Raw genomic sequence first — 18308 nt, forward strand, 5'->3', positions numbered from 1 at the left:
GTTTTAGTCGATGCGATCGAGTTGGACGGGGAGGCCTTCGCGCAGCTGGAGCGTTCCGGAGGTGAGGAGCGTGTCGCCGACCTGAAGGCCGTTGATGATCTGAATCTGGGATTCGGTGCGCAGTCCGGTGGTCACCTCGACGGCGTGGGCCTTCCCGCCGCGGTAGAGGAAGACCTTGTCGATGCCCATTTCGGGGACGATGGCTTCGGTCGGTACGGCGATGGCGTCCGAAATCTCGTGCATGCGGATCTCCACCGTGGCGAAGCGTCCGGGAAGCAGCCGTCCCCGGGCATTCGGGTAGCGGGCCCGCACGGCCAGCGTGCGGGTTGTGACGTCGACCTGCGTTTCGGTGGCGTAGACCGTGGCCTCGAAGCGCTCCTGGCGGCCCTCGACGGTGAACGAGAGGCGCGTGCCGGGATGGATCTGGCTGGCGTAACGCTCCGGGACGTAGAAGTCGATCTTCAGCGGGGAGATCTTCGTCAGCTTGGCCACAACGACCGACGGCGAGGCGTAGGCCCCCTCGCTGACGTTGCGCAGACCGATGATGCCGTCGAACGGGGCGCACAACTCCGTGAGGGCGATATTGGACTTTACGATGTCGATATCGGCGTTGAGCGTGGCCAGTTCGGTACGGGCCTGCTCGTAGGCCTCCTGGCTCACGGCGTCGCGTTCGAGCAGGGCGCTCTGGCGATAGACGCGGTCTTCGGCCAGTTTGAGCTGGGCCTCGTAGCGTGAGAGCTGGGCCTGCAGAGGGCGGTCGTTGACCTTGGCCAGCAGCTGGCCCTTACGGACGGCGGCGCCCTCCTGGAAGTTGATGGCCACGATCTTGCCCGAGGTCTCGAACGAGAGGTCGACCTCCTCGTCGGGCAACAGGTTGCCCACGGTGGTGATCCCGTCGGTGAGGGACTGTGGGCGGATGATCAGACCGTTGACATTGAGCGTATTCCGTGAGCGGGGTGCGATCGGCTCACCGGCGCTCTCTTCGGCCGGGGAGCGTTTGCCGTAGTAGTTGTAGATGCCGAGAGCCGCACAGAATACCGCCAGGATAATGGCTGTAATGATCCATTTCTTCTTATTCATGGTCGAGAGTGAGCTTTGGGTTGGGTGATTGTTGACAAAGATACGTTTTTTGAACCGGAAAACCGAATAAAGTTTTCTGTTTTTTGCTGTTCCGGAGCAAGTTTCACGGGGTCGGAGGACGGAATTCCGATCTTTTTTTTATCTTTGTGGGGACGATCCGCACCGAAGCGGTGTTGCGGTCGCCGATTCCGATTCCTTACCCGAAAAACTGCTGCTGATGAAACTGCGAACCCTTCTTGTCGGTACACTGATGCTCGCCTGGGGGCTGTTGCCTGCCCGGGCCGGAGCCCGTATCGAAGCCTGGCGCGATGCCGAAACCAATGCCGTCAACCGCATGCCGATGCATGCCTCGTTCTTTGCCTACGAAAGCCGCGAGGCGGCCCTGGCGGGCGACCGCAAGGTCTCGGAACGCTACCTGTCGCTCAACGGCGTGTGGCGCTTCGCGTGGGTCGAGGACGCCGACCAGCGCCCGACGGACTTCTACCGCACGGACTACGACGACGGGCATTGGTCGACGATGCCCGTACCGGGGCTCTGGGAGGTGAACGGCTACGGTGATCCGCTCTACGTGAATATCGGCTACGCCTGGCGCGAACAGTTCAGGAACAATCCGCCGGAGGTTCCCGTCGAGAACAACCACGTGGGTTCATACCGCCGCGAAATCGTGATCCCCGAATCGTGGCGCGGCGAACAGATTATCGCCCACTTCGGTTCGGTGACGTCGAACCTCTCGCTGTGGGTCAACGGTTCGTTCGTCGGTTACAGCGAGGACAGCAAACTCGAGGCCGAGTTCGATATCACGCGCTACGTGAAGCCCGGCCGTAATCTGATAGCCTTTCAGGTCTTCCGCTGGTGCGACGGGAGCTATCTCGAGGATCAGGACTTCTGGCGGCTGAGCGGCGTGGGGCGCGACTGCTATCTCTACGCCCGCGACTGGAAGCACATCGAGGATGTCCGGCTCGGAGCCTCGCTCACGGATGATTTCACGCGCGGACGGCTCGACGTCGAGCTGCTCTTCCCGCGCGAGGCCCGGGGGTGTACGGCCGAGGTGCGGCTCGAGGTGCCGGGAGCGCCGGATGGGGCTCTGATCGGACGGGTCAAGGTCTCCGGCGAGAAGGAGCATTTGACACTCGACGCGGGGCAGGTGGAGGCCTGGACGGCCGAGACTCCGCGGCTCTACGACGTGACGGTCACCCTGACCGATCCGACGGGCCGGCTGCTGGAGGCAATTCCCCTGCGGACGGGTTTCCGCAACGTCGAGATCCGCGACGGACGGCTGCTCGTCAACGGACAGCCAATCCTCATCAAGGGGGTCAACCGCCACGAGATGGATCCCGACAACGGCTACTATGTGACCGAGGAGCGGATGCTGCAGGATATCCGGCTGATGAAGCAGGCCAACGTCAATGCCGTGCGGACGTGCCACTATCCCGACGACAGCCGCTGGTATGAACTCTGCGACGAGTACGGGCTCTACGTGGTGGCCGAGGCCAACATCGAGTCGCACGGCATGGGCTACGGCAACCGGACGCTGGCCCGCAATCCGCTCTACGCCGGGGCGCACCTCGAGCGCAATCAGCGCAACGTTGTGCGCAACATCAACCACCCTTCGGTGATCGTCTGGTCGCTGGGCAACGAGGCGGGTGACGGGGAGAATTTCACGGCCTGCTACAAATGGATCAAGTCGTTCGATCCGTCGCGCCCGGTTCAGTACGAACGGGCCGAAGGGGGAGACAACACCGATATCATGTGCCCGATGTACTGGGAATACGAACGGTGCGAGAAATACGCTTCGGAGAATCCGCGCAAGCCCCTCATCCAGTGCGAATACGCACACGCCATGGGGAACTCCGAGGGTGGTTTTGCCGACTATTGGGATCTGATCCGCCGCATCCCCTCCTACCAGGGCGGTTTCATCTGGGACTTTGTCGACCAGTCGCTGCGCGTGAAGCGCAACGGCCGTTGGATCTATGCCTACGGCGGTGACTTCAACCCCTACGACGCCAGCGACAACAACTTCTGCGACAACGGACTGATCTCGCCCGACCGGCGTCCGAATCCCCATTATGCGGAGGTTGCCTTCCAGCATCAGTCGATCTGGACACGGGCGGTGGATCTGCGGGCGGGACGGATTGCCGTCTATAACGAGTACTTCTTCCGCGACCTGTCGAACTATCGGTTGACGTGGACGTTGCTCGAGGAGGGTCGCCCTGTGCAGTCGGGGACGATCGAATCGCTCGATGTGGCTCCGCAGCAGACGCGCGAATATACGCTGCCGCTCGAACTCGACGGACTGGAGGGTGAGCTGCTGCTCAATGTGGCGTATGACCTCAAACGGTCGGAACCGGCTCTCGAGGCCGGAACGTGCCTGGCCCGTGCCCAACTGCCGGTCGTTGAGCACCGCTTCGAGCCGCTGACGATTGCCAACCGTCCGACGGATCGCCATTCGCAACCCTCGCTGACGCTCTCGGACGCCGACCGCAACTATGTGCGGATCTCGTCGGAGTGCTTCACGCTCGACATCCGCCGCAGCGACGGTCTGATCACCCGCTACGAGGTCGGCGGAACGCCGGTTCTGGCGCCGGGATGCGTGCTGCGTCCGAACTTCTGGCGCGCTCCGACCGACAACGACTTCGGGGCCGGCCTGCAGCAGAAGTATGCCGCCATCCGCCATCCGGAGCTGCGGCTCGAACGGCTCGACAGCCGGCTCCGTGACGGAATCGCTTGCGTGCGGGCCGAGTATGACTTTCCGGCCTATGCGGCGAAACTGACGGTCGAGTATGCCGTCAACAACGTCGGAGAGATTGTCGTCGAAGAGCAGGTGAAGGTGACGGGCAAGAGCGGGGACAAGTCGCTGCCGCGCCTCTTCCGCTTCGGCATGCTGATGACCCTTCCGGCTGATTTCGACCGCATCGACTATTACGGCCGCGGCCCGGGCGAGAACTACGCCGACCGCAAGACAGCCTCGTTCCTCGGTCTCTACCGCCAGACGGTCGACGAACAGCCCTATCCCTACATCCGGCCGCAGGAGACCGGCACGAAGAGCGACGTGCGCTGGTGGCAGCAGAGCCTGCCCGGCGGTTGGGGGCTGCGCATTACGTCGGATGCTGCCTTCTCGGCCTCGGCGCTTCGCTATTCGCCCGAGTCGCTGAGCGGCGGATGGGTGAAGGAGCAGCTCCACTTCCCGGAGATCAACGCCGACGGACGCGTCTGGCTCTGCATCGACGGCCGGCAGATGGGCCTTGGCTGTGTGGATTCGTGGGGTGCCCTGCCGCGCGAAAAGTACCGCATTCCCTACGCCGATCTCACGTTCCGCTTCAAGCTGTCGCCCGAGCGGCTGCTGCGTTGAATCCGTACGGACCGCAGCAATGCGGCCCGTAATTTGCTGCCATCCGATCGACACAAAACCAAATGCCTTATGAAAGAGAAGGAAAAATGTTCGCCCTGCGAGGCGAATTTCGAACGCAACATCCATCATCTGGTCAAGGAGGGTGAGGCTCCGACCTCGAAGGAGCGCCACGAAAAGCAGGAGGAGGTAAAGGCCGCCTTTGCTCAGGAAGAACGTCTCCACAAGCACGAAGAGTAACCGCTTCGGCCTGAACGTCTGACAGAAGAGCCCCGGATGCATCCGTGCATCCGGGGCTCTTTGTATGGTGTGATTCGTGTACGATCCCTGTGTACTTTTTTTTTTTTTCCCCCCCCCTCCCATCCTTGTGCGATTCGGGGCGGGATCACGCTTTTCGGTTACTGCCGATCGGCGTTGTGGTAGGCTTCGACGCCCGAGCGGAGGAACTGGACGAAGGCCGCCACATCGAGGTCATAACCGCGTGGCTCGACCAGCGGCTGTCCGTCGGCACCCTGCAGCACGTAGTAGGGCTGGGCGTTGACGCCGTAGGTCTTCAGCGCATAGTAGGAGTTGATCTTGCCGAGGCTCTTCAGTACTTTTCCGGCATCGGTGGTGATCCATTCGTCCTCGGGCAGCTCCTTTTTGTCGTCGGCATAGAGGGCGCAGATGACGTAGTCGTTGCGCAGGATGTCAAGCACCTGCGGGTCGGACCAGACGCGTGCCTCCATCTCGCGGCAGTTGACGCAGCCGTGCCCCGTAAAGTCGATGAAGATGGGTTTGCGGACCTTGGCGGCATAGGCTTCGGCCTCCTTCAGATCGAAGAAGCCTTCCAGCCCGTGGGGCAGGTGGAGGAAGTCGCTGTACTTGGGTTTGCCGATGCCGCTCTGCGAGGCGGCGGGAGCTGCGGCGGTGTTGGCGCCGAGGACGAAGTCCTGCGAGGTCAGCGGCGGCAGATAGCCCGAGAGACCCTTCAGTGGAGCGCCCCACATGCCGGGGATCAGGTAGACGACGAACGCGAAGACGATGATGGCCAGCGCCAGACGTCCGACTCCGAGATAGGGCACGTCGCTGTCGTGGGCGAACTTGATCTTGCCCAGCAGGTAGAGCCCCATCAGGGTGAAGACGACGATCCAGATGGCCAGATAGATCTCCCGGTCAAGGATTCCCCAGTGATAGGTCTGGTCGGCCACGGAGAGGAATTTCAGACCGAGGGCCACCTCGACGAATCCCAGAACGACCTTTACGGAGTTCAGCCAGCCGCCGCTTTTGGGCATCTTCTTCAGCACCGAGGGGAAGAGGGCGAAGAGGGTGAACGGAAGGGCGAAGGCCACCGAGAAGGCCAGCATGGTGAGGATCGGGGTCCAGAATTCACCTGAGGTCGACTTGATGAGCACCGAACCGACGATGGGGCCCGTGCAGGAGAACGAGACCAGCACAAGCGTCAGAGCGAGGAAGAAGATGCCGCTCAGCCCCTTGGTATCGGCCTTCGAGTCGGTCTTGTTGACCATCCACGAGGGCATGGTGATCTCGAATGCCCCGAAGAACGAGGCGGCGAAGATCATGAAGACGAGGAAGAAGATGATGTTCGGCAGCCAGTGCGTGGCAAGCCAGTTGAAGATGTCGGCCGTCACGGCATCGCCGCCGACGATGCGTGTGATGATGATAATGACAGCGATGGGGACGGTGTAGAGCAGCACGATGAATAGCCCGTACAACGCGGCGCGCAGACGGCCCATGGCGGCTCCGCCCTCGCCCTTGAGGAAGTACGAAACGGTCATCGGCACCATCGGGAAGACGCACGGCGTCAAGAGGGCGGCAAATCCCCAGAGGATGGCCTCGATGATCAGGGCCCAGATCGAGCCCTTTCCGGCGGCATCCTTCGTGGCGGGCGTTTCGGCGGCGGGAGCAACCTCGGCCTGATCCCCGGCGGCAGAAGCCACCTTGGCACCCTCCGGAACGGCGATCTGCAGCTCGAGGTCCTCGGGCGGCATGCAACTCGTATCGTCACAGATCATCCACTCGAGTTGGGCGGTGACCAGGGCCTGGGGGGCCGTCAGCGTCACCTTCTGGGCAAAGCGGACGGTTCCTTCGTAGGTTCCGATCTCCATGCCGTAGACGTCGTCGTGGTAGCGGTGCGGCGGGTCGAGGGGCTCGACCTCACCGTCGAGCACGGCTCCCTCACCGGGCGTGAAGGTGATGACCGTGGGATTGGGTCCGCCACCTTCGTAGGGGCCCAGATCGTACATGTGGTAGCCCGAAGGTACGGTGGCTTCGAGTACGATGCGGTAGGCGTTGCCTTCGAGGGGCTCGACCTTGCTTTGCCAGGAGACTCCCTGTGCGGACGCCATTGCGGCAATCAGTACCGCAAAAAGCGGCATGAGGTTGCGGATCAGTTTTTGCATGGACGTGTAGCTTGATATTTTCGCAAATATACACTTTTTTATGAATAATTTGCTACTTTCGCGACATGATTCGTATTTCGCTGGCCATACCTACGCACAACCGGGCCGAAGAACTCATTCGGGCCCTGGAGTCCGTCGTGCAGCAGGATCTTCCTGCGGAAGAGTGGGAGTGCGTGGTGGTGAGCAACAACTCCACGGATGATACCGAGGCGCGTTTCGCCCGTTTTGCGGCAGCCCGTCCGGACTGCAACCTGCGCCTTATCCGCGAAACGGGACCGGGCGTGTCGTATGCCCGCAACCGGGGTCTTCGCGAGGCACGCGCACCGTGGGTGGCCTTCATCGACGACGACGAGCGGATCAATCCGGGTTTTCTGCGGGCCTACGTCGAACTGTTCGAATCGCACCCCGAGGCGGTGGTGGCCGGCGGGCGGATCCTGGCCGAATACCCTTCGGGGCGCCCCGCATGGATGTCGCACTACGTCGAGATGCCCATCGCCAATCCGATGGATTTCGGCGACGAGGTGCGGGCGTTTCCCGTCGGGCGGGTTCCCGGGGGTGGCAACATGGCTTTTCGGCGGGAGGCACTGGCTCGTTACGGGGGATTCGACCCCTCGCTCGGGCGCGTCAACGGCGAGTTGATCGGCGGTGAGGAGAACGATCTCTTCGAACGGTTGCTGCAGGGGGGAGAGACGATCTGGTATGTTCCCGGCGCCGTGATGTGGCACATCATCCCGCCTCGCAAGTTGACGCCCGACTATTTCCGCCGTCTGAGCTACAACGTCGGGGTCAGCCAGCGGTTGCGGGCGCAGATTCACCACCGTGTGGCGAAGACGTTGCTGAGGGAGCTCTTCAAGTGGGGGGCGACGCTGCTGTTGTGCTGTACGATGGTGCCCCGCAAGTCGCTCTGGCTGCTGCGTCTGCGCTGGGGTATCTCGCGCGGGCTCTTTGCTCGGATCGGTTAGGCCGTCTCTTTTCGCGAAAAATAGCGGCACAATGTCGTGAAACACATGAATAGCGCCAGTGATGGGCGTTCTTCCTCGTTCTCGGATGAGTTGTGTATAATATTCGAAAAGCGATCAAAGTCCTTACCGTCCAGAAGATAGGTCGATCCCAATATCTGGTAGGTCTCAAAGTCATCTCTCTGTTCTTCGCTGCTTGGCCGTATTGTGTTTATTTCGAACAGATTGACATTCAACTGCGTGATGCAGCAGAATTCCGGCTTTCCACCTCTGCCAAGATCGCGATAAAAACCGATGGGTTTGGTATATTCGATAAGGTCTTTTGTAAGATTCGTCTCTTCTTTCAACTCTCTTTCGGCGGCCGTGATCAGTGTTTGTCTGAAGTCTGTATTTGGATGGAAGTCTTTGAAATCGACAGATCCGGAGGCAGAGGGCATCAGCCGATCCGTTGATGTAAGGGCTTTGTCGTTTTGATGCAGAATGATGACATAACCGTCCGCCGTGATGGCCAGGGTGGATATTCCGATGTGATCGCTCATGACGGATTTTTCGAACGGCCGTATGGCGTATGTACTTATGTTGGCAGGAGGAGTTATGCCCCATCCGCTTTGATGGGAGAGTTTCTTGGTATAAATCATGTTGGTGAGATAGGAGTTGTAGTAGCAACCTTTGCAAACCCTGACAAACCATTGATTGTTGCTTTCCTTGAACTCAGAGGCCATGCATAATTTTTTCTCGTTGTAGAAACTGCCTCTCCTGTTTTTCATTTCATGCCACTTCTCATTGAGAAAGGGTTGTAGAATATCCCGATAATTCTTGATGTAGCTCCATACCCGTTTTTCTTTGTCCGAGCATGGGATCGTTCGAATGGGTGTGTTGCTCTGTAGTAGGCAATCTATGGTTTCGCTATATTTTATTGCGGTGTTTGGAAATGCCGGACCTTCCGAATAGATGGCGTTTAATTCTTCAGCCATCTGCGGACGATTTTGTTTGAGCCGATTATGGGCATTGTAATATGTTGTCCGTTTTGTGTAGAAGTGGAAGTCCCTGATGAAGCTGAGTATTTGCCAAATCAGAGTAGAGAAAATGAGAAAGAGTAATAGGGCAATATTGTCGACGTGAATCAGGTTCCTGTAATCAAAAACTGAATACAGTAGAATGAAAAAATCGATGAGTATGGTGAAAATATTGATGTATCCGATTCGTTGGCCGTAGAGGATGAAATCGAATCGGTTCCTGAACTGGATTTTGAGAGAACTCCATATTTTCTCCATTGCGCGAAAGATTGAAAATGACAATAAATCCCGTCATATCGAGATTTATTGTCATTTTGGTAGCGGGTTATGAATGATGCGTACGGGTCAGAAGAGGTATTTTTCGTGCTTGACCTTGTTGACCAGCTGGTAGATCTCCTCCCAGGCCTCTTCGCCGAAGGTCGTGCCCACGACTTCGATTACCTTGCCGGCCGTGATGGCACCGATCGTGCCGCACTGTCGGAGCGAAAGCCCGTCGCAGAGTCCCGCGAGGAATCCGGCGGCATAGAAGTCGCCGGCACCCGTCGTGTCGACCCGCTTGGCCGCGGCCATGATGCCCACGTGGACCACCTCGTCGCCCTGTTTGATCATCGCCCCTTTGGTGCCGATCTTCACGACGGCCAGTTCGCACATCTCCGAGATCTGCTGCAGGGCATTGAGCGGTTCGGCCTCGCAGGTGAAGGTCTTGGCCTCCTCCTCGTTGGCGAAGACGATATCGACGTGTTCGTGGACCAGCGTGCGGAGGAACTCGAGGTTCTCGGCCACGATGTTGAAGCTGGCCAGGTCGATGGCCACCTTCAGCCCGCACTCCTTGGCCGTGCGGGCGGCCTTGAGGATCAGGTCGTGGTTCTGGACCAGGTAGCCCTCGACATAGAGGCAGTCGTAGCCGTCGAAGATCGTCGGTTCGATCTCTTCGGCCGAGAGCTCCAGTGCCGCACCCAAATGGGTGATCATCGTCCGCTCACCGTCGGCCGAGATCAGCGACACGCATTTGCCCGAACGCTCCTGTCCACGGAAGATGATTGGTTCGATGCCCAGATTCTCCAGCGCCTGCACGAAGAAGTCGCCCGTGGTGTCGGGGCCCACCTTGCCGATGAACCCCACGCTGCAACCCAGTTGGGCCATGGCGCGGATGGTGTTTCCGGCCGAGCCTCCGAGCGAAAGCGAGTAGGGAAGTCCGGCGACCGATTTCGAGATTTCGGTCTGCAGACGGGTGTCCACCAGACTCATCGAGCCTTTGGCCAGTTTGAACCGTCCCAGTACGGAGTCGGTTTTCAGGTTGACCAGCATGTCCGTGAGGGCATTGCCGATTCCGATGACGCGCTTGATGCGTCGGTGTTCGGGTCTCTCGTTGAAGTTCATGGGTTTGAGTTGCGGGGCCGCACGCCGGCCCGGATTAGATCGAAAGAATTTTTACCAGATCCAGATCGCTGCGATCGATCCCCTTGTTGTGCTTGATGGCCTTGGCGAAGGGAACGTAGACGATCTTGCCGTTCATCGTACCGATCATCACGTTGCGCTGACCGTCGAGGATGGCCTCGATGGCGGCTTCGCCCATACGCGAGGCGAGGATGCGGTCGACGGCCGTCGGCGAACCTCCGCGTTGGATGTGGCCCAGGATCGTGACGCGGGCGTCGTACTGCGGGAACTCCTTCTTGACACGTTCGGCCAGGGCCGTGGCGCCACCCGTCTTGGGGTTTTCGGCGACGATGACGATGGCCGAGTTTTTGCTTTTGCGGAATCCGTGGTTGATGAGTTCGGCCAGCTGGTCGACCTCGGTCTCCATTTCGGGGATGATGGCTGCTTCTGAACCGGTGGCGATGGCGCTGTTCAGGGCCAGATAGCCGGCCGTGTGGCCCATGACCTCGACGAAGAAGAGGCGTTCGTGGCTCGAAGCCGTATCGCGCAGTTTGTCGACGGCCTGCATGATGGTGTTCAGGGCCGTGTCATAGCCGATGGTCGAGTCGGTGCCGCCCAGATCGTTGTCGATCGTGCCGGGGAGACCGACGATCGGGACGTTGTACTCTTCGGCGAAGATGGTGGCACCGGTCAGCGAGCCGTCGCCGCCGATCACCACCAGCGTGTCGATTCCTGCGGCCACCATGTTGTCGTAGGCCATCTTGCGGCCTTCGGCGGTCATGAACTCCTTGCAGCGGGCCGTCTTGAGGATCGTTCCGCCCATCTGGATGATGTTGCTGACACTCTGCGATTTGAACTCAACGATTTCGTTGAAGACCAAACCCTTGTATCCGCGCATGATACCCTTTACGGCAAAGCCGTTGTAGATGGCGCTGCGCGTCACGGCCCGAATTGCGGCATTCATGCCGGGGGCATCGCCTCCGGAGGTCAGAATGCCGATACATTTGTTACCTCCCATACTCTCACTTGTTTGTAAAACAAAACCGGTCAAAGGTAGTTATTTTTTCAGTATTTTTCAAAGATGCAGCCAAAATTGAAGGGAGAAAAGCGACCCGTCGGGGCGGCTCTTCTCCCTTGTGTGGCGGATTGTGTGGCAGATTATCTCGTCTCGGATGCCGGGAGTTTCTTTCGTGTCGAGTCGGCCGCCGGGCCCTCCTCCGTTTCGCCGGTCTGTTGGCCGGCACGGATCAGAACCTCCTGGCCGTCGGCGTTGACCTTCAGTTCGCCCTCGTTCTTGTTGACCGTAATGTCGATCGACTGCGAGGGCACGGCGATGTGCAGCAGCTGGCGTCCCTCCTCGATGACGCTCTCCTCGTCGTAATCCTCGAGCAGTTGTTCGAGCGTCGTGGTGTCGCCGTTGATGATCAGCGGGCTGCGGAAGATCTGTTCGACGGCGGCTTTTTTCTGGCGGATCTTGTCGCTGGCGTTTTCGCGGATGGCGATCACCGAGCAGGCGATGATCGAGACGATCCACGCCAGGAAGATGATCAGCACGCTCTTTGCGCTGGGTTTGCGCGAGGCGATCAGGCACATCAGCACGTAGATCATCAGGGTGACCGGAATCAGGACGATGAAGATTCCCAGAATCGGAACCCAGAGCGAGAAGTCGGCCAGTTTGCCCAGCTGCAGCAGCTCCGGGCCTCCGATCAGCAGGGCGAAGAGCCCGATGACCAGGGCGCAGGCTCCCATGATGAGTCCGAAGACGAGGATTCCGGCGAAGATCTTCAGCAGGATCAGCACGATCTTGCCGAACATCGAGACGGCTTCGGCGACGATCGGTTTGGCTTTGGCATCGGGATCGTTGTTGGCCGAAGCGGCGGTGACCTCGCTGATGGACTGGGCGGTGATCCGTTCGCCGTTCATTTCGAGTTTCTGGCGGGCGGTGCGGGCGGCCGGGACGGCAAACCACATGATGAAGTAGCAGATCAGGAAGATGCCGAAGAGGTTGCCGAACAGCGGACCGAACCAGTAGAGGAACGGAATGCCGCCCAGACAGCTCAGCAGCATCGGCAGGAAGAGGGTCAGTCGTACCCAGACCGGATCGATGTCGAAATATTTGCCGATGCCGGCGCAGACACCTCCGAGTTTGGCATTGGCCGTATCGCGGTAGAGGCGGCGCGGGATGCGCGGGGTCTCGTACTGCAGGTCGCGGTCCGAACTCTCGTCGGAGATGTCCTCGGCCGAGCCCATCTGGGCGATGATGTCCAGGATGAGCGGTTTTTCGACCACACGGGTGTTGTCCTGCGCCGAGAGGATCAGTTCGGCGATGCGGGCCTCGATGTCGGCGACGATCTCCGCGCCGTCGGGTGTATCCTGATAGCTCTTCTTGAGACTTTCGAGGTAGGCGTCCAGGGCCTCATAGGCATCGACGTCCATGGTGAAGGCCACGCCCGAGATGCTGCATTTCTTGACTTCTTTCATGACTTTGGCTTGTGTGCGGATGGGTTGTTAGCGGATATTTTTACGGATGCCGGTCCCTTATTTTCTGCGGATGTTGCCGCCGCTCGATTCCGAGGTTTCGACCTGGCAGTCGCCCGTGTAGCGGATTCCGGCGCCGCTCGAGGCCGAGGCTTTGAGGCTCTCGGTGCAGTTCACCAAGGTCTTCGAACCGCTCGAGGCCGTGACGTCGGCCCGCTGTGCGGACAGTTCCGAGGCGTTGACCTTGCCGGCCGAACTGCTTCCGCTCTCGAAGTACTCCGTGAGGCCCTTGAGCGTGATTCCGGCGGCACTCGAGGCGTCGGCCGTGCACGACTTCGATTGGATATCGGCGCGGACACTGGCGGCACTCGATGCCTCGATGTTGCACGTGGCGGCCTTGACCGTCAGATCGATGTCAGCGGCGCTCGAAGCGTCGATGCTGCACGAGCCGGCCTTGACCGAGGTCTCGATTTTGGCGGCGCTCGAGGCCTTGACCAGCAGATCCGCCCCCTTCAGTTCGACCTCCTTGCCCCGGATTTTGGCGGCGCTCGAGGCTCTCAGGGAGCGGAACGTGCGTCCCTGAACGGGAATCGTCACCGTGACGTGGGAGTTGTTGATCGATTTGATCTGTCGGTCGATCGTCACCTGCAGTTCGCCATCTTCGGGCTCCACGACGACCCAGGCCATCAGGTTCTCGTCGGCATCGATGCGGATCTTGTTGCCCTGCTCCGTGAGGACGACCTTCACGGCGCGCGAGGTGTTGATGGCGTTGAATTCGGGGATCGGGATCTCCTTCGTGACGATGTTTCCGCTGGCCTTGATGATGCAATTGTCCGACAGGGACTTGGCGAAGCAGACCAGGCCGGCGAGACAGGCGGCAGCCACTACGGCAAGGATCGGGATTATCCAAAGAAATTTCTTCATGATTGTCCGTTTTTATCGAGTGGGTTATTCGTTGTTGTCGATACCGTGGCGGATCCGTCGGATCTGTTCGACGAGTTCGTTCCACGCCTGGTCGAGCGTGCGGAGATACTCCTCGCCCTTGGGTGTGAGCGAATAGTATTTGCGGGGAGGGCCCTGCGGCGACTCTTCCCAGCGATAGGTGAGCAGTCCGGCATTTTTCTGCCGGGTGAGGATCGGGTAGAGCGTACCCTCGACGACGATCATCTCGGCCTGTTTGAGTTCGGCGATGATCTTCGGAGCATACGAATCCCCGCGGGAGAGGATGGCGAGGATGCAGTACTCCAGGATTCCCTTGCGCATTTGCGCCTTGACGTTGTCTTCAGCCATGGTTCAGAGCGTTTGACGGTTGGGCTCCAGGGGCACGATCAGCCAGAGGATGATGTAGACCCAGAGCGAGAGTCCCGCGAAGAGGATCAGCAGCAACAGGGCCAGGCGGACGTTGAAGACCTTCAGGCCGAAGTAGTCGGCCAGGCCTCCGCAAATGCCGGCGATGATGCGTTCGTTGCGGGATCGGTACAGGTGGCGTTTTTGATTTGCGGTCATCATGTTTTCGGTTTTTCGGGTAATTAGCGGAGCGGCTCTTCGGGAATGACGATCCAGAGGATGATGTAGGCCCAGATCGAGAGTCCGCCGAAGAGAACCAGCAGCAGTGTCAACAGCCGGATCATCGTCGCATCGGCATCGAAAAAGTCGGCCAGGCCGCCGCAGATGCCGGCAATCGAACGGTTGCTGCGCGAGCGGTAGAGGTGTCTCACGGCAGCTTTGCCGGTGTCGCCGGTCGGGGTGCGTGGCTCGCCGAAGTCGGCCGGTGAACCCATCTGGGCCATCGTGGCGCGAACCACCTCGAGCGAGATGACGCGCATGGGCGATGAGACCCGTTCGCGGAAGATTTCCGCCACACGGCTCTCGATGTCGGCCATCGTTTCGGTGTCCTCTTCGGGCAGCCGGCTGCGGATGTCGGCGAAGTAACGGTCCAAAACTCGGTAAGCATCCTCGTCGAGGGTGAAGGCCATGGAGCCGATGTTTACGTGGATGGTCTCTTTCATGATCGATACGGCTTTTGCCGGATGATTTTGCAGGTTTTACTATTTTGGTATTGCAAATATAAAACATATTTTAGTATTGTGCAATACAAAGTACTTGTTTTTTTGAATTTTTCTGCTTAAGGGGTTGTTCGGGTCCTGTTTTGATGGAAAAATAGCGATATTTGGACTTCCGATGTTGCGTTTTGCCCGTCGAGTTCGTCTAACAGGTATCATGAAGGAATCCGAATTCATCCGTTTGGTCATGCCGCTCCGCGACCGTATGTTCCGCTATGCGCAGAGTCTGGTGCTCTCGTCGGCCGAGGCGGAGGATGTGGTCCACGATCTGCTGGAGCGGATGTGGCGCGACCGCGAGCGGATGGAGCTGCCGCAGCACGTCGGGGCTTTCGTGATGACGGCCGTTCGCAACCGCTGCTGTGATCTGTTGCGCCGGCGTCAGGCCGACGTACGGCGGTTGGCGCAGGTGAAGGCCTCTTCGGAGTGGGTGACGGAGTCCGTCGCGCAGCGTTGGGAGGCTCGCGAGGTGGTGCGGCGGGCCATGGCCTCGCTGCCCGAGCGGCAGCGCGAGGTGATCCACCTGAAGGAGATCGAGGGTTTCCCGACGTGTGAGATTGCCGAGGTGATCGGCTGCGACGAGGCGCAGGTGCGGGTGATTCTCTCGCGGGGGCGGGCGGCCCTTCGTGGAATTCTGCAAAAACTGATGAACGATGAACGAACGACAAACACGCATTGAGCAACTGGCCGGTCGCTGGACCGAGGCCCGGACCTCGGAGGCCGAGGAGCGCGAACTGCGCGAATGGCTCCGTGAGGAGGGGAGTGCCGCATCGCAGCGCGATCTTTCGCTGCTGTTCGAGGGCTTCGAGGCATTGGCCGCGGAGCGAATGCCCGAGTCGGCGGCGTCGCGCCTTCCGGCACCGGGAGGGTCACGCAGGCGTCGGATGGCGGTCCGCTGGACGATCGCGGCTGCCGCTGTGGTGGCGCTGGGTGTCATCCTCGGGGCGGGCGTGCTGCGCAAACCCTACTGCTACATCGACGGCCGGCCGGTCTACGACCGGGAGGAGGCCCTGCAGACGACGGCCTATTTCGACGCCTTCGCGGCACTCGATGCCCCGGACCGGCTGCTCGACGTGTGGATGGACGATCAGAAGTGAAACCCGTAATCAAACCTGGATATGAATATGCGATATAAGCTCCTTCCGGCTGCGGTTCTCGTATGGACCGTGGCTTCGATCGGCCCGGTTGCGGGCCGGACATTCGACGATTCGACCCGGCGTCCGGTTGCCCGACAGATGATGGCGTCGGACAGGACGAAACGTCCGGCGACCGATTCCGCAGTTGCCGCCTGGCGATCGGATGACTGCCAAACGGTCGTACGGATGACGGCGACGGCTGATTCGCTGTCGGTCGACCGTCGCGACAGCCTTGCACGCTTCGATCCGGTCGAAACGCAGCTTGCCGTGTTGCGGTCTTCGTCCGACGAGGGGGAGGTGGTGCTCGAGGTGGCCGGCTTCGGCATCACGCTTTCGGGCTCCTCGGACGAGTGGCTGCGTCCTGCCGATCCCGATAAACCGCGGTCACGGGTCTCTCCGACGCTGCTCTCCGGCTCGGAGTACGGCTTCATCATCCCGACGGGCCTCGGCTACGGCGCCTACCCTGCGGGCAAGGCGGGCTTCTTCGATCTGCGCAGCGGCAAATCGTTCCACCTCTCCTCGACCCTCATCGGATTGAACGTCGAGATGGGGCGCCGGCGGCTCTTCCGCTTCTCGACCGGTCTGCGCTATACGATCGACAACTACCGCCTGTCGGACACTTCGGTCACGCTCGGAAACGAGGCCGGAACGGTCGTCCCCGTTGCGCTCGACGAGCCGGCCGACAAATCGAAACTCCGCGTCACGTCGCTGGGGATTCCGCTGACCTTTTCGTGCCGCGCCGCGCGGAATCTGTCGGTGGCCCTGACCGGTTACTTCGACTTTACGATGGGAGCCAATGCCATCTACAAGCGCCCCAAGGTGAAAAATTCGCTGGCGGGGGTGAATACCTTCCGTTTCGGCGTAGGGGCGGCCATTGCCTATCACACCGTCGGTGTTTACGTGCGCTACAGCGTGACTCCGCTCTTTGAGTCGCATGTCGGTCCGGAGCTCTGTCCGCTGTCGATCGGTTTTTGCATAGACATGTAAGGAGCGGGTGTCATGAAACGGATTCTGTTGTTGCTGTTGATCGTTCTGCCCCTTCTGTGCGGGGCACAGAACGTATCGTGGCGCTTCTTCGATCGTTACGCGAAGAGCCCGGGATTTTCCAGCGTACAGCTGGAGCGCAAAATGATGCGCATGATGAGCCGTCAGGCCGCCGAACGGGGTGACGAGAAGCTGGCTCAGCTGCTCAAAGGTATCGAATCCATCTGCATCGTGGCGCTGGACGGGGGCGACGGTGGTCAGTTTGTTGCGGATGCCGAGGCCCTGGTCAACCATGCAAGCTACCGTTTTCAGCCGGTCATGTCGGAGAGCCGCGACGGGCAGGTGACCCGTTTTTACCTGCGGAGTGCCGTGCCGCCCGGCTATTCGGAGTTGGTGATGCTGACCTCAGGGCCGCGCGAGACGGTGGCGGTGAATATCTACGGCCGCTTCGATCTGAAGCAGGTTTCGCGTCTGTCGACCATCCGCCCGAAACGCCCGTCCGACTCTCCGGAGGGCCGATAGCCGCGCGCGGGGGCGGTCAGCGGTGCCGACACCTCCTTTTTAAAGGATAGTTGGGAGAAAAATTGTCTATACGAGTTGCGTTTACGCAGATCGCCCGCCGCTTGTGGTATATAAAAAATCCCCGGAACGTAGAGTCCGGGGATTTTTCGTGAGACGCAGATCGCGCTCCTTAGTCCTTGAACTTGGCCGAGAGGAACTCGCGGTTCAGGCGGGCGATATGCGTAATGGAGATCTGCTTCGGGCACTCGGCCTGGCAGGCACCGGTGTTGGTGCAGTTGCCGAATCCCAGCTCGTCCATCTTGGCGACCATCGCCTTGGCACGGCGGGCAGCCTCAACACGACCCTGCGGCAGCTTGGCCAGCGACGAGACGCGGGCTGCGACGAACAGCATGGCCGAACCGTTCTTGCAGGTGGCGGCGCAGGCTCCGCAACCGATGCAGGCGGCGGCATCCATTGCCTCGTCGGCATCCTCCTTCGGGATCAGGATGGCGTTGGCGTCGGGCACCGAGTTCGTGCGTACGGAGATGAAACCTCCGGCCTGCAGAATCTGGTCATAGGCCGAGCGATTGACCACCAGGTCCTTGATCACGGGGAAGGCGGCCGAACGCCACGGCTCGACGGTGATCGTGGCTCCGTCCTTGAACTTGCGCATGTAGATCTGGCAGGTCGTGGCGCCCTGGCTGGGGCCGTGAGCCTGGCCGTCGATGTGCAGCGAGCACATGCCGCAGATACCCTCGCGGCAGTCGTGGTCGAAAGCCACGGGCTCCTTGCCCTGGTGTACGAGGTCGTTGTTCAGGATGTCGAGCATCTCGAGGAACGAGGTGTCTTCCGAGATGTTGGACACCTTGTAGGTTTCGAACGCTCCTTTGGATTTAGCGTCCTTTTGACGCCATATCTTTAAAGTAAAATTCATTGTTTTTCGATCTTAAAGTTCAACGTCAAAATGAG

The 18308-nt window shown here is 60.0% G+C and carries 18 protein-coding genes; 7 read left to right on the forward strand and 11 right to left on the reverse strand.

The window, feature by feature from the left end; translation table 11 throughout:
* Positions 1-3 precede the first annotated feature (3 nt).
* Positions 4-1080: an efflux RND transporter periplasmic adaptor subunit gene (locus B5E60_RS02780; protein ID WP_087309371.1), complete on the reverse strand. Its 1077-nt coding sequence runs from the start codon at positions 1078-1080 to the stop codon at positions 4-6.
* 250 nt (positions 1081-1330) lie between these two features.
* Here B5E60_RS02780 and B5E60_RS02785 point away from each other — a divergent pair, with 250 nt between their 5' ends.
* Complete coding sequence (locus tag B5E60_RS02785) at positions 1331-4429, forward strand: glycoside hydrolase family 2 TIM barrel-domain containing protein (RefSeq protein ID WP_087309508.1); 3099 nt, start codon at positions 1331-1333, stop codon at positions 4427-4429.
* Positions 4430-4498: 69 nt separating this feature from the next.
* Positions 4499-4666 carry a hypothetical protein gene (locus tag B5E60_RS14010; protein WP_164496856.1) on the forward strand — a complete coding sequence of 56 codons (168 nt, stop codon included), beginning with the start codon at positions 4499-4501 and terminating at the stop codon, positions 4664-4666.
* 158 nt (positions 4667-4824) lie between these two features.
* On the opposite strand, the gene B5E60_RS02790 is transcribed toward B5E60_RS14010, so the two are convergent.
* The gene (locus B5E60_RS02790; RefSeq protein ID WP_087309372.1) at positions 4825-6828 is read right to left on the reverse strand and encodes a protein-disulfide reductase DsbD family protein; all 2004 of its coding nucleotides are present in this window, start codon (positions 6826-6828) and stop codon (positions 4825-4827) included.
* A 65-nt stretch (positions 6829-6893) separates the two neighbouring features.
* On the opposite strand from B5E60_RS02790, the gene B5E60_RS02795 reads away from it, so the two are divergent.
* Entirely contained in the window at positions 6894-7790 is an 897-nt protein-coding gene (locus B5E60_RS02795) for a glycosyltransferase family 2 protein (RefSeq protein WP_087309373.1), read from the forward strand.
* On the opposite strand, the gene B5E60_RS02800 is transcribed toward B5E60_RS02795, so the two are convergent.
* From B5E60_RS02800 to B5E60_RS02835, 8 genes are all read right to left on the reverse strand, one after another.
* Positions 7787-8761, reverse strand: a complete 975-nt coding sequence (locus tag B5E60_RS02800) for a hypothetical protein (RefSeq protein WP_143260633.1) — start codon at positions 8759-8761, stop codon at positions 7787-7789. The genes B5E60_RS02795 and B5E60_RS02800 overlap by 4 nt on opposite strands.
* Before the next feature lie 387 nt (positions 8762-9148).
* Entirely contained in the window at positions 9149-10150 is a 1002-nt protein-coding gene (locus B5E60_RS02805; protein WP_087309509.1) for an adenosine kinase, read from the reverse strand.
* 67 nt (positions 10151-10217) lie between these two features.
* Positions 10218-11198 (reverse strand): 6-phosphofructokinase, encoded by a 981-nt coding sequence (gene pfkA / locus B5E60_RS02810; RefSeq protein ID WP_087309375.1) that lies wholly within the window; start codon positions 11196-11198, stop codon positions 10218-10220.
* 140 nt (positions 11199-11338) lie between these two features.
* Positions 11339-12661 (reverse strand): PspC domain-containing protein, encoded by a 1323-nt coding sequence (locus B5E60_RS02815; protein WP_087309376.1) that lies wholly within the window; start codon positions 12659-12661, stop codon positions 11339-11341.
* 57 nt (positions 12662-12718) lie between these two features.
* On the reverse strand, positions 12719-13582 hold the full coding sequence (locus B5E60_RS02820) for a GIN domain-containing protein (RefSeq protein ID WP_087309377.1): 864 nt from the start codon (positions 13580-13582) through the stop codon (positions 12719-12721).
* A gap of 24 nt (positions 13583-13606) precedes the next feature.
* The gene (locus B5E60_RS02825; RefSeq protein WP_087309378.1) at positions 13607-13948 is read right to left on the reverse strand and encodes a PadR family transcriptional regulator; all 342 of its coding nucleotides are present in this window, start codon (positions 13946-13948) and stop codon (positions 13607-13609) included.
* A gap of 3 nt (positions 13949-13951) precedes the next feature.
* Complete coding sequence (locus tag B5E60_RS02830; protein ID WP_087309510.1) at positions 13952-14164, reverse strand: PspC domain-containing protein; 213 nt, start codon at positions 14162-14164, stop codon at positions 13952-13954.
* Positions 14165-14187: 23 nt separating this feature from the next.
* A complete protein-coding gene (locus tag B5E60_RS02835; protein WP_087309379.1) occupies positions 14188-14667 on the reverse strand; it encodes a PspC domain-containing protein in 480 nt (159 codons plus the stop codon).
* Positions 14668-14878: 211 nt separating this feature from the next.
* Here B5E60_RS02835 and B5E60_RS02840 point away from each other — a divergent pair, with 211 nt between their 5' ends.
* From B5E60_RS02840 to B5E60_RS02855, 4 genes are read left to right on the forward strand one after another with little or no spacing between them, the layout of a single operon-like run.
* Entirely contained in the window at positions 14879-15397 is a 519-nt protein-coding gene (locus B5E60_RS02840) for an RNA polymerase sigma factor (protein ID WP_087309380.1), read from the forward strand.
* Positions 15372-15815 carry a hypothetical protein gene (locus tag B5E60_RS02845; RefSeq protein WP_087309381.1) on the forward strand — a complete coding sequence of 148 codons (444 nt, stop codon included), beginning with the start codon at positions 15372-15374 and terminating at the stop codon, positions 15813-15815. The genes B5E60_RS02840 and B5E60_RS02845 overlap by 26 nt, the downstream gene beginning before the upstream one ends.
* A gap of 21 nt (positions 15816-15836) precedes the next feature.
* The gene (locus B5E60_RS02850) at positions 15837-16841 is read left to right on the forward strand and encodes a hypothetical protein (RefSeq protein ID WP_143260635.1); all 1005 of its coding nucleotides are present in this window, start codon (positions 15837-15839) and stop codon (positions 16839-16841) included.
* 12 nt (positions 16842-16853) lie between these two features.
* Positions 16854-17360: a DUF4252 domain-containing protein gene (locus B5E60_RS02855; RefSeq protein ID WP_087309383.1), complete on the forward strand. Its 507-nt coding sequence runs from the start codon at positions 16854-16856 to the stop codon at positions 17358-17360.
* Positions 17361-17529: 169 nt separating this feature from the next.
* Here B5E60_RS02855 and B5E60_RS02860 read toward each other — a convergent pair whose 3' ends face one another.
* On the reverse strand, positions 17530-18273 hold the full coding sequence (locus tag B5E60_RS02860; RefSeq protein ID WP_087309384.1) for a succinate dehydrogenase/fumarate reductase iron-sulfur subunit: 744 nt from the start codon (positions 18271-18273) through the stop codon (positions 17530-17532).
* Between the last annotated feature and the right edge of the window lie 35 nt (positions 18274-18308).

Source organism: Alistipes sp. An116, assembly GCF_002161005.1.
Classification (GTDB): Bacteria; Bacteroidota; Bacteroidia; order Bacteroidales; family Rikenellaceae; genus Alistipes; species Alistipes megaguti.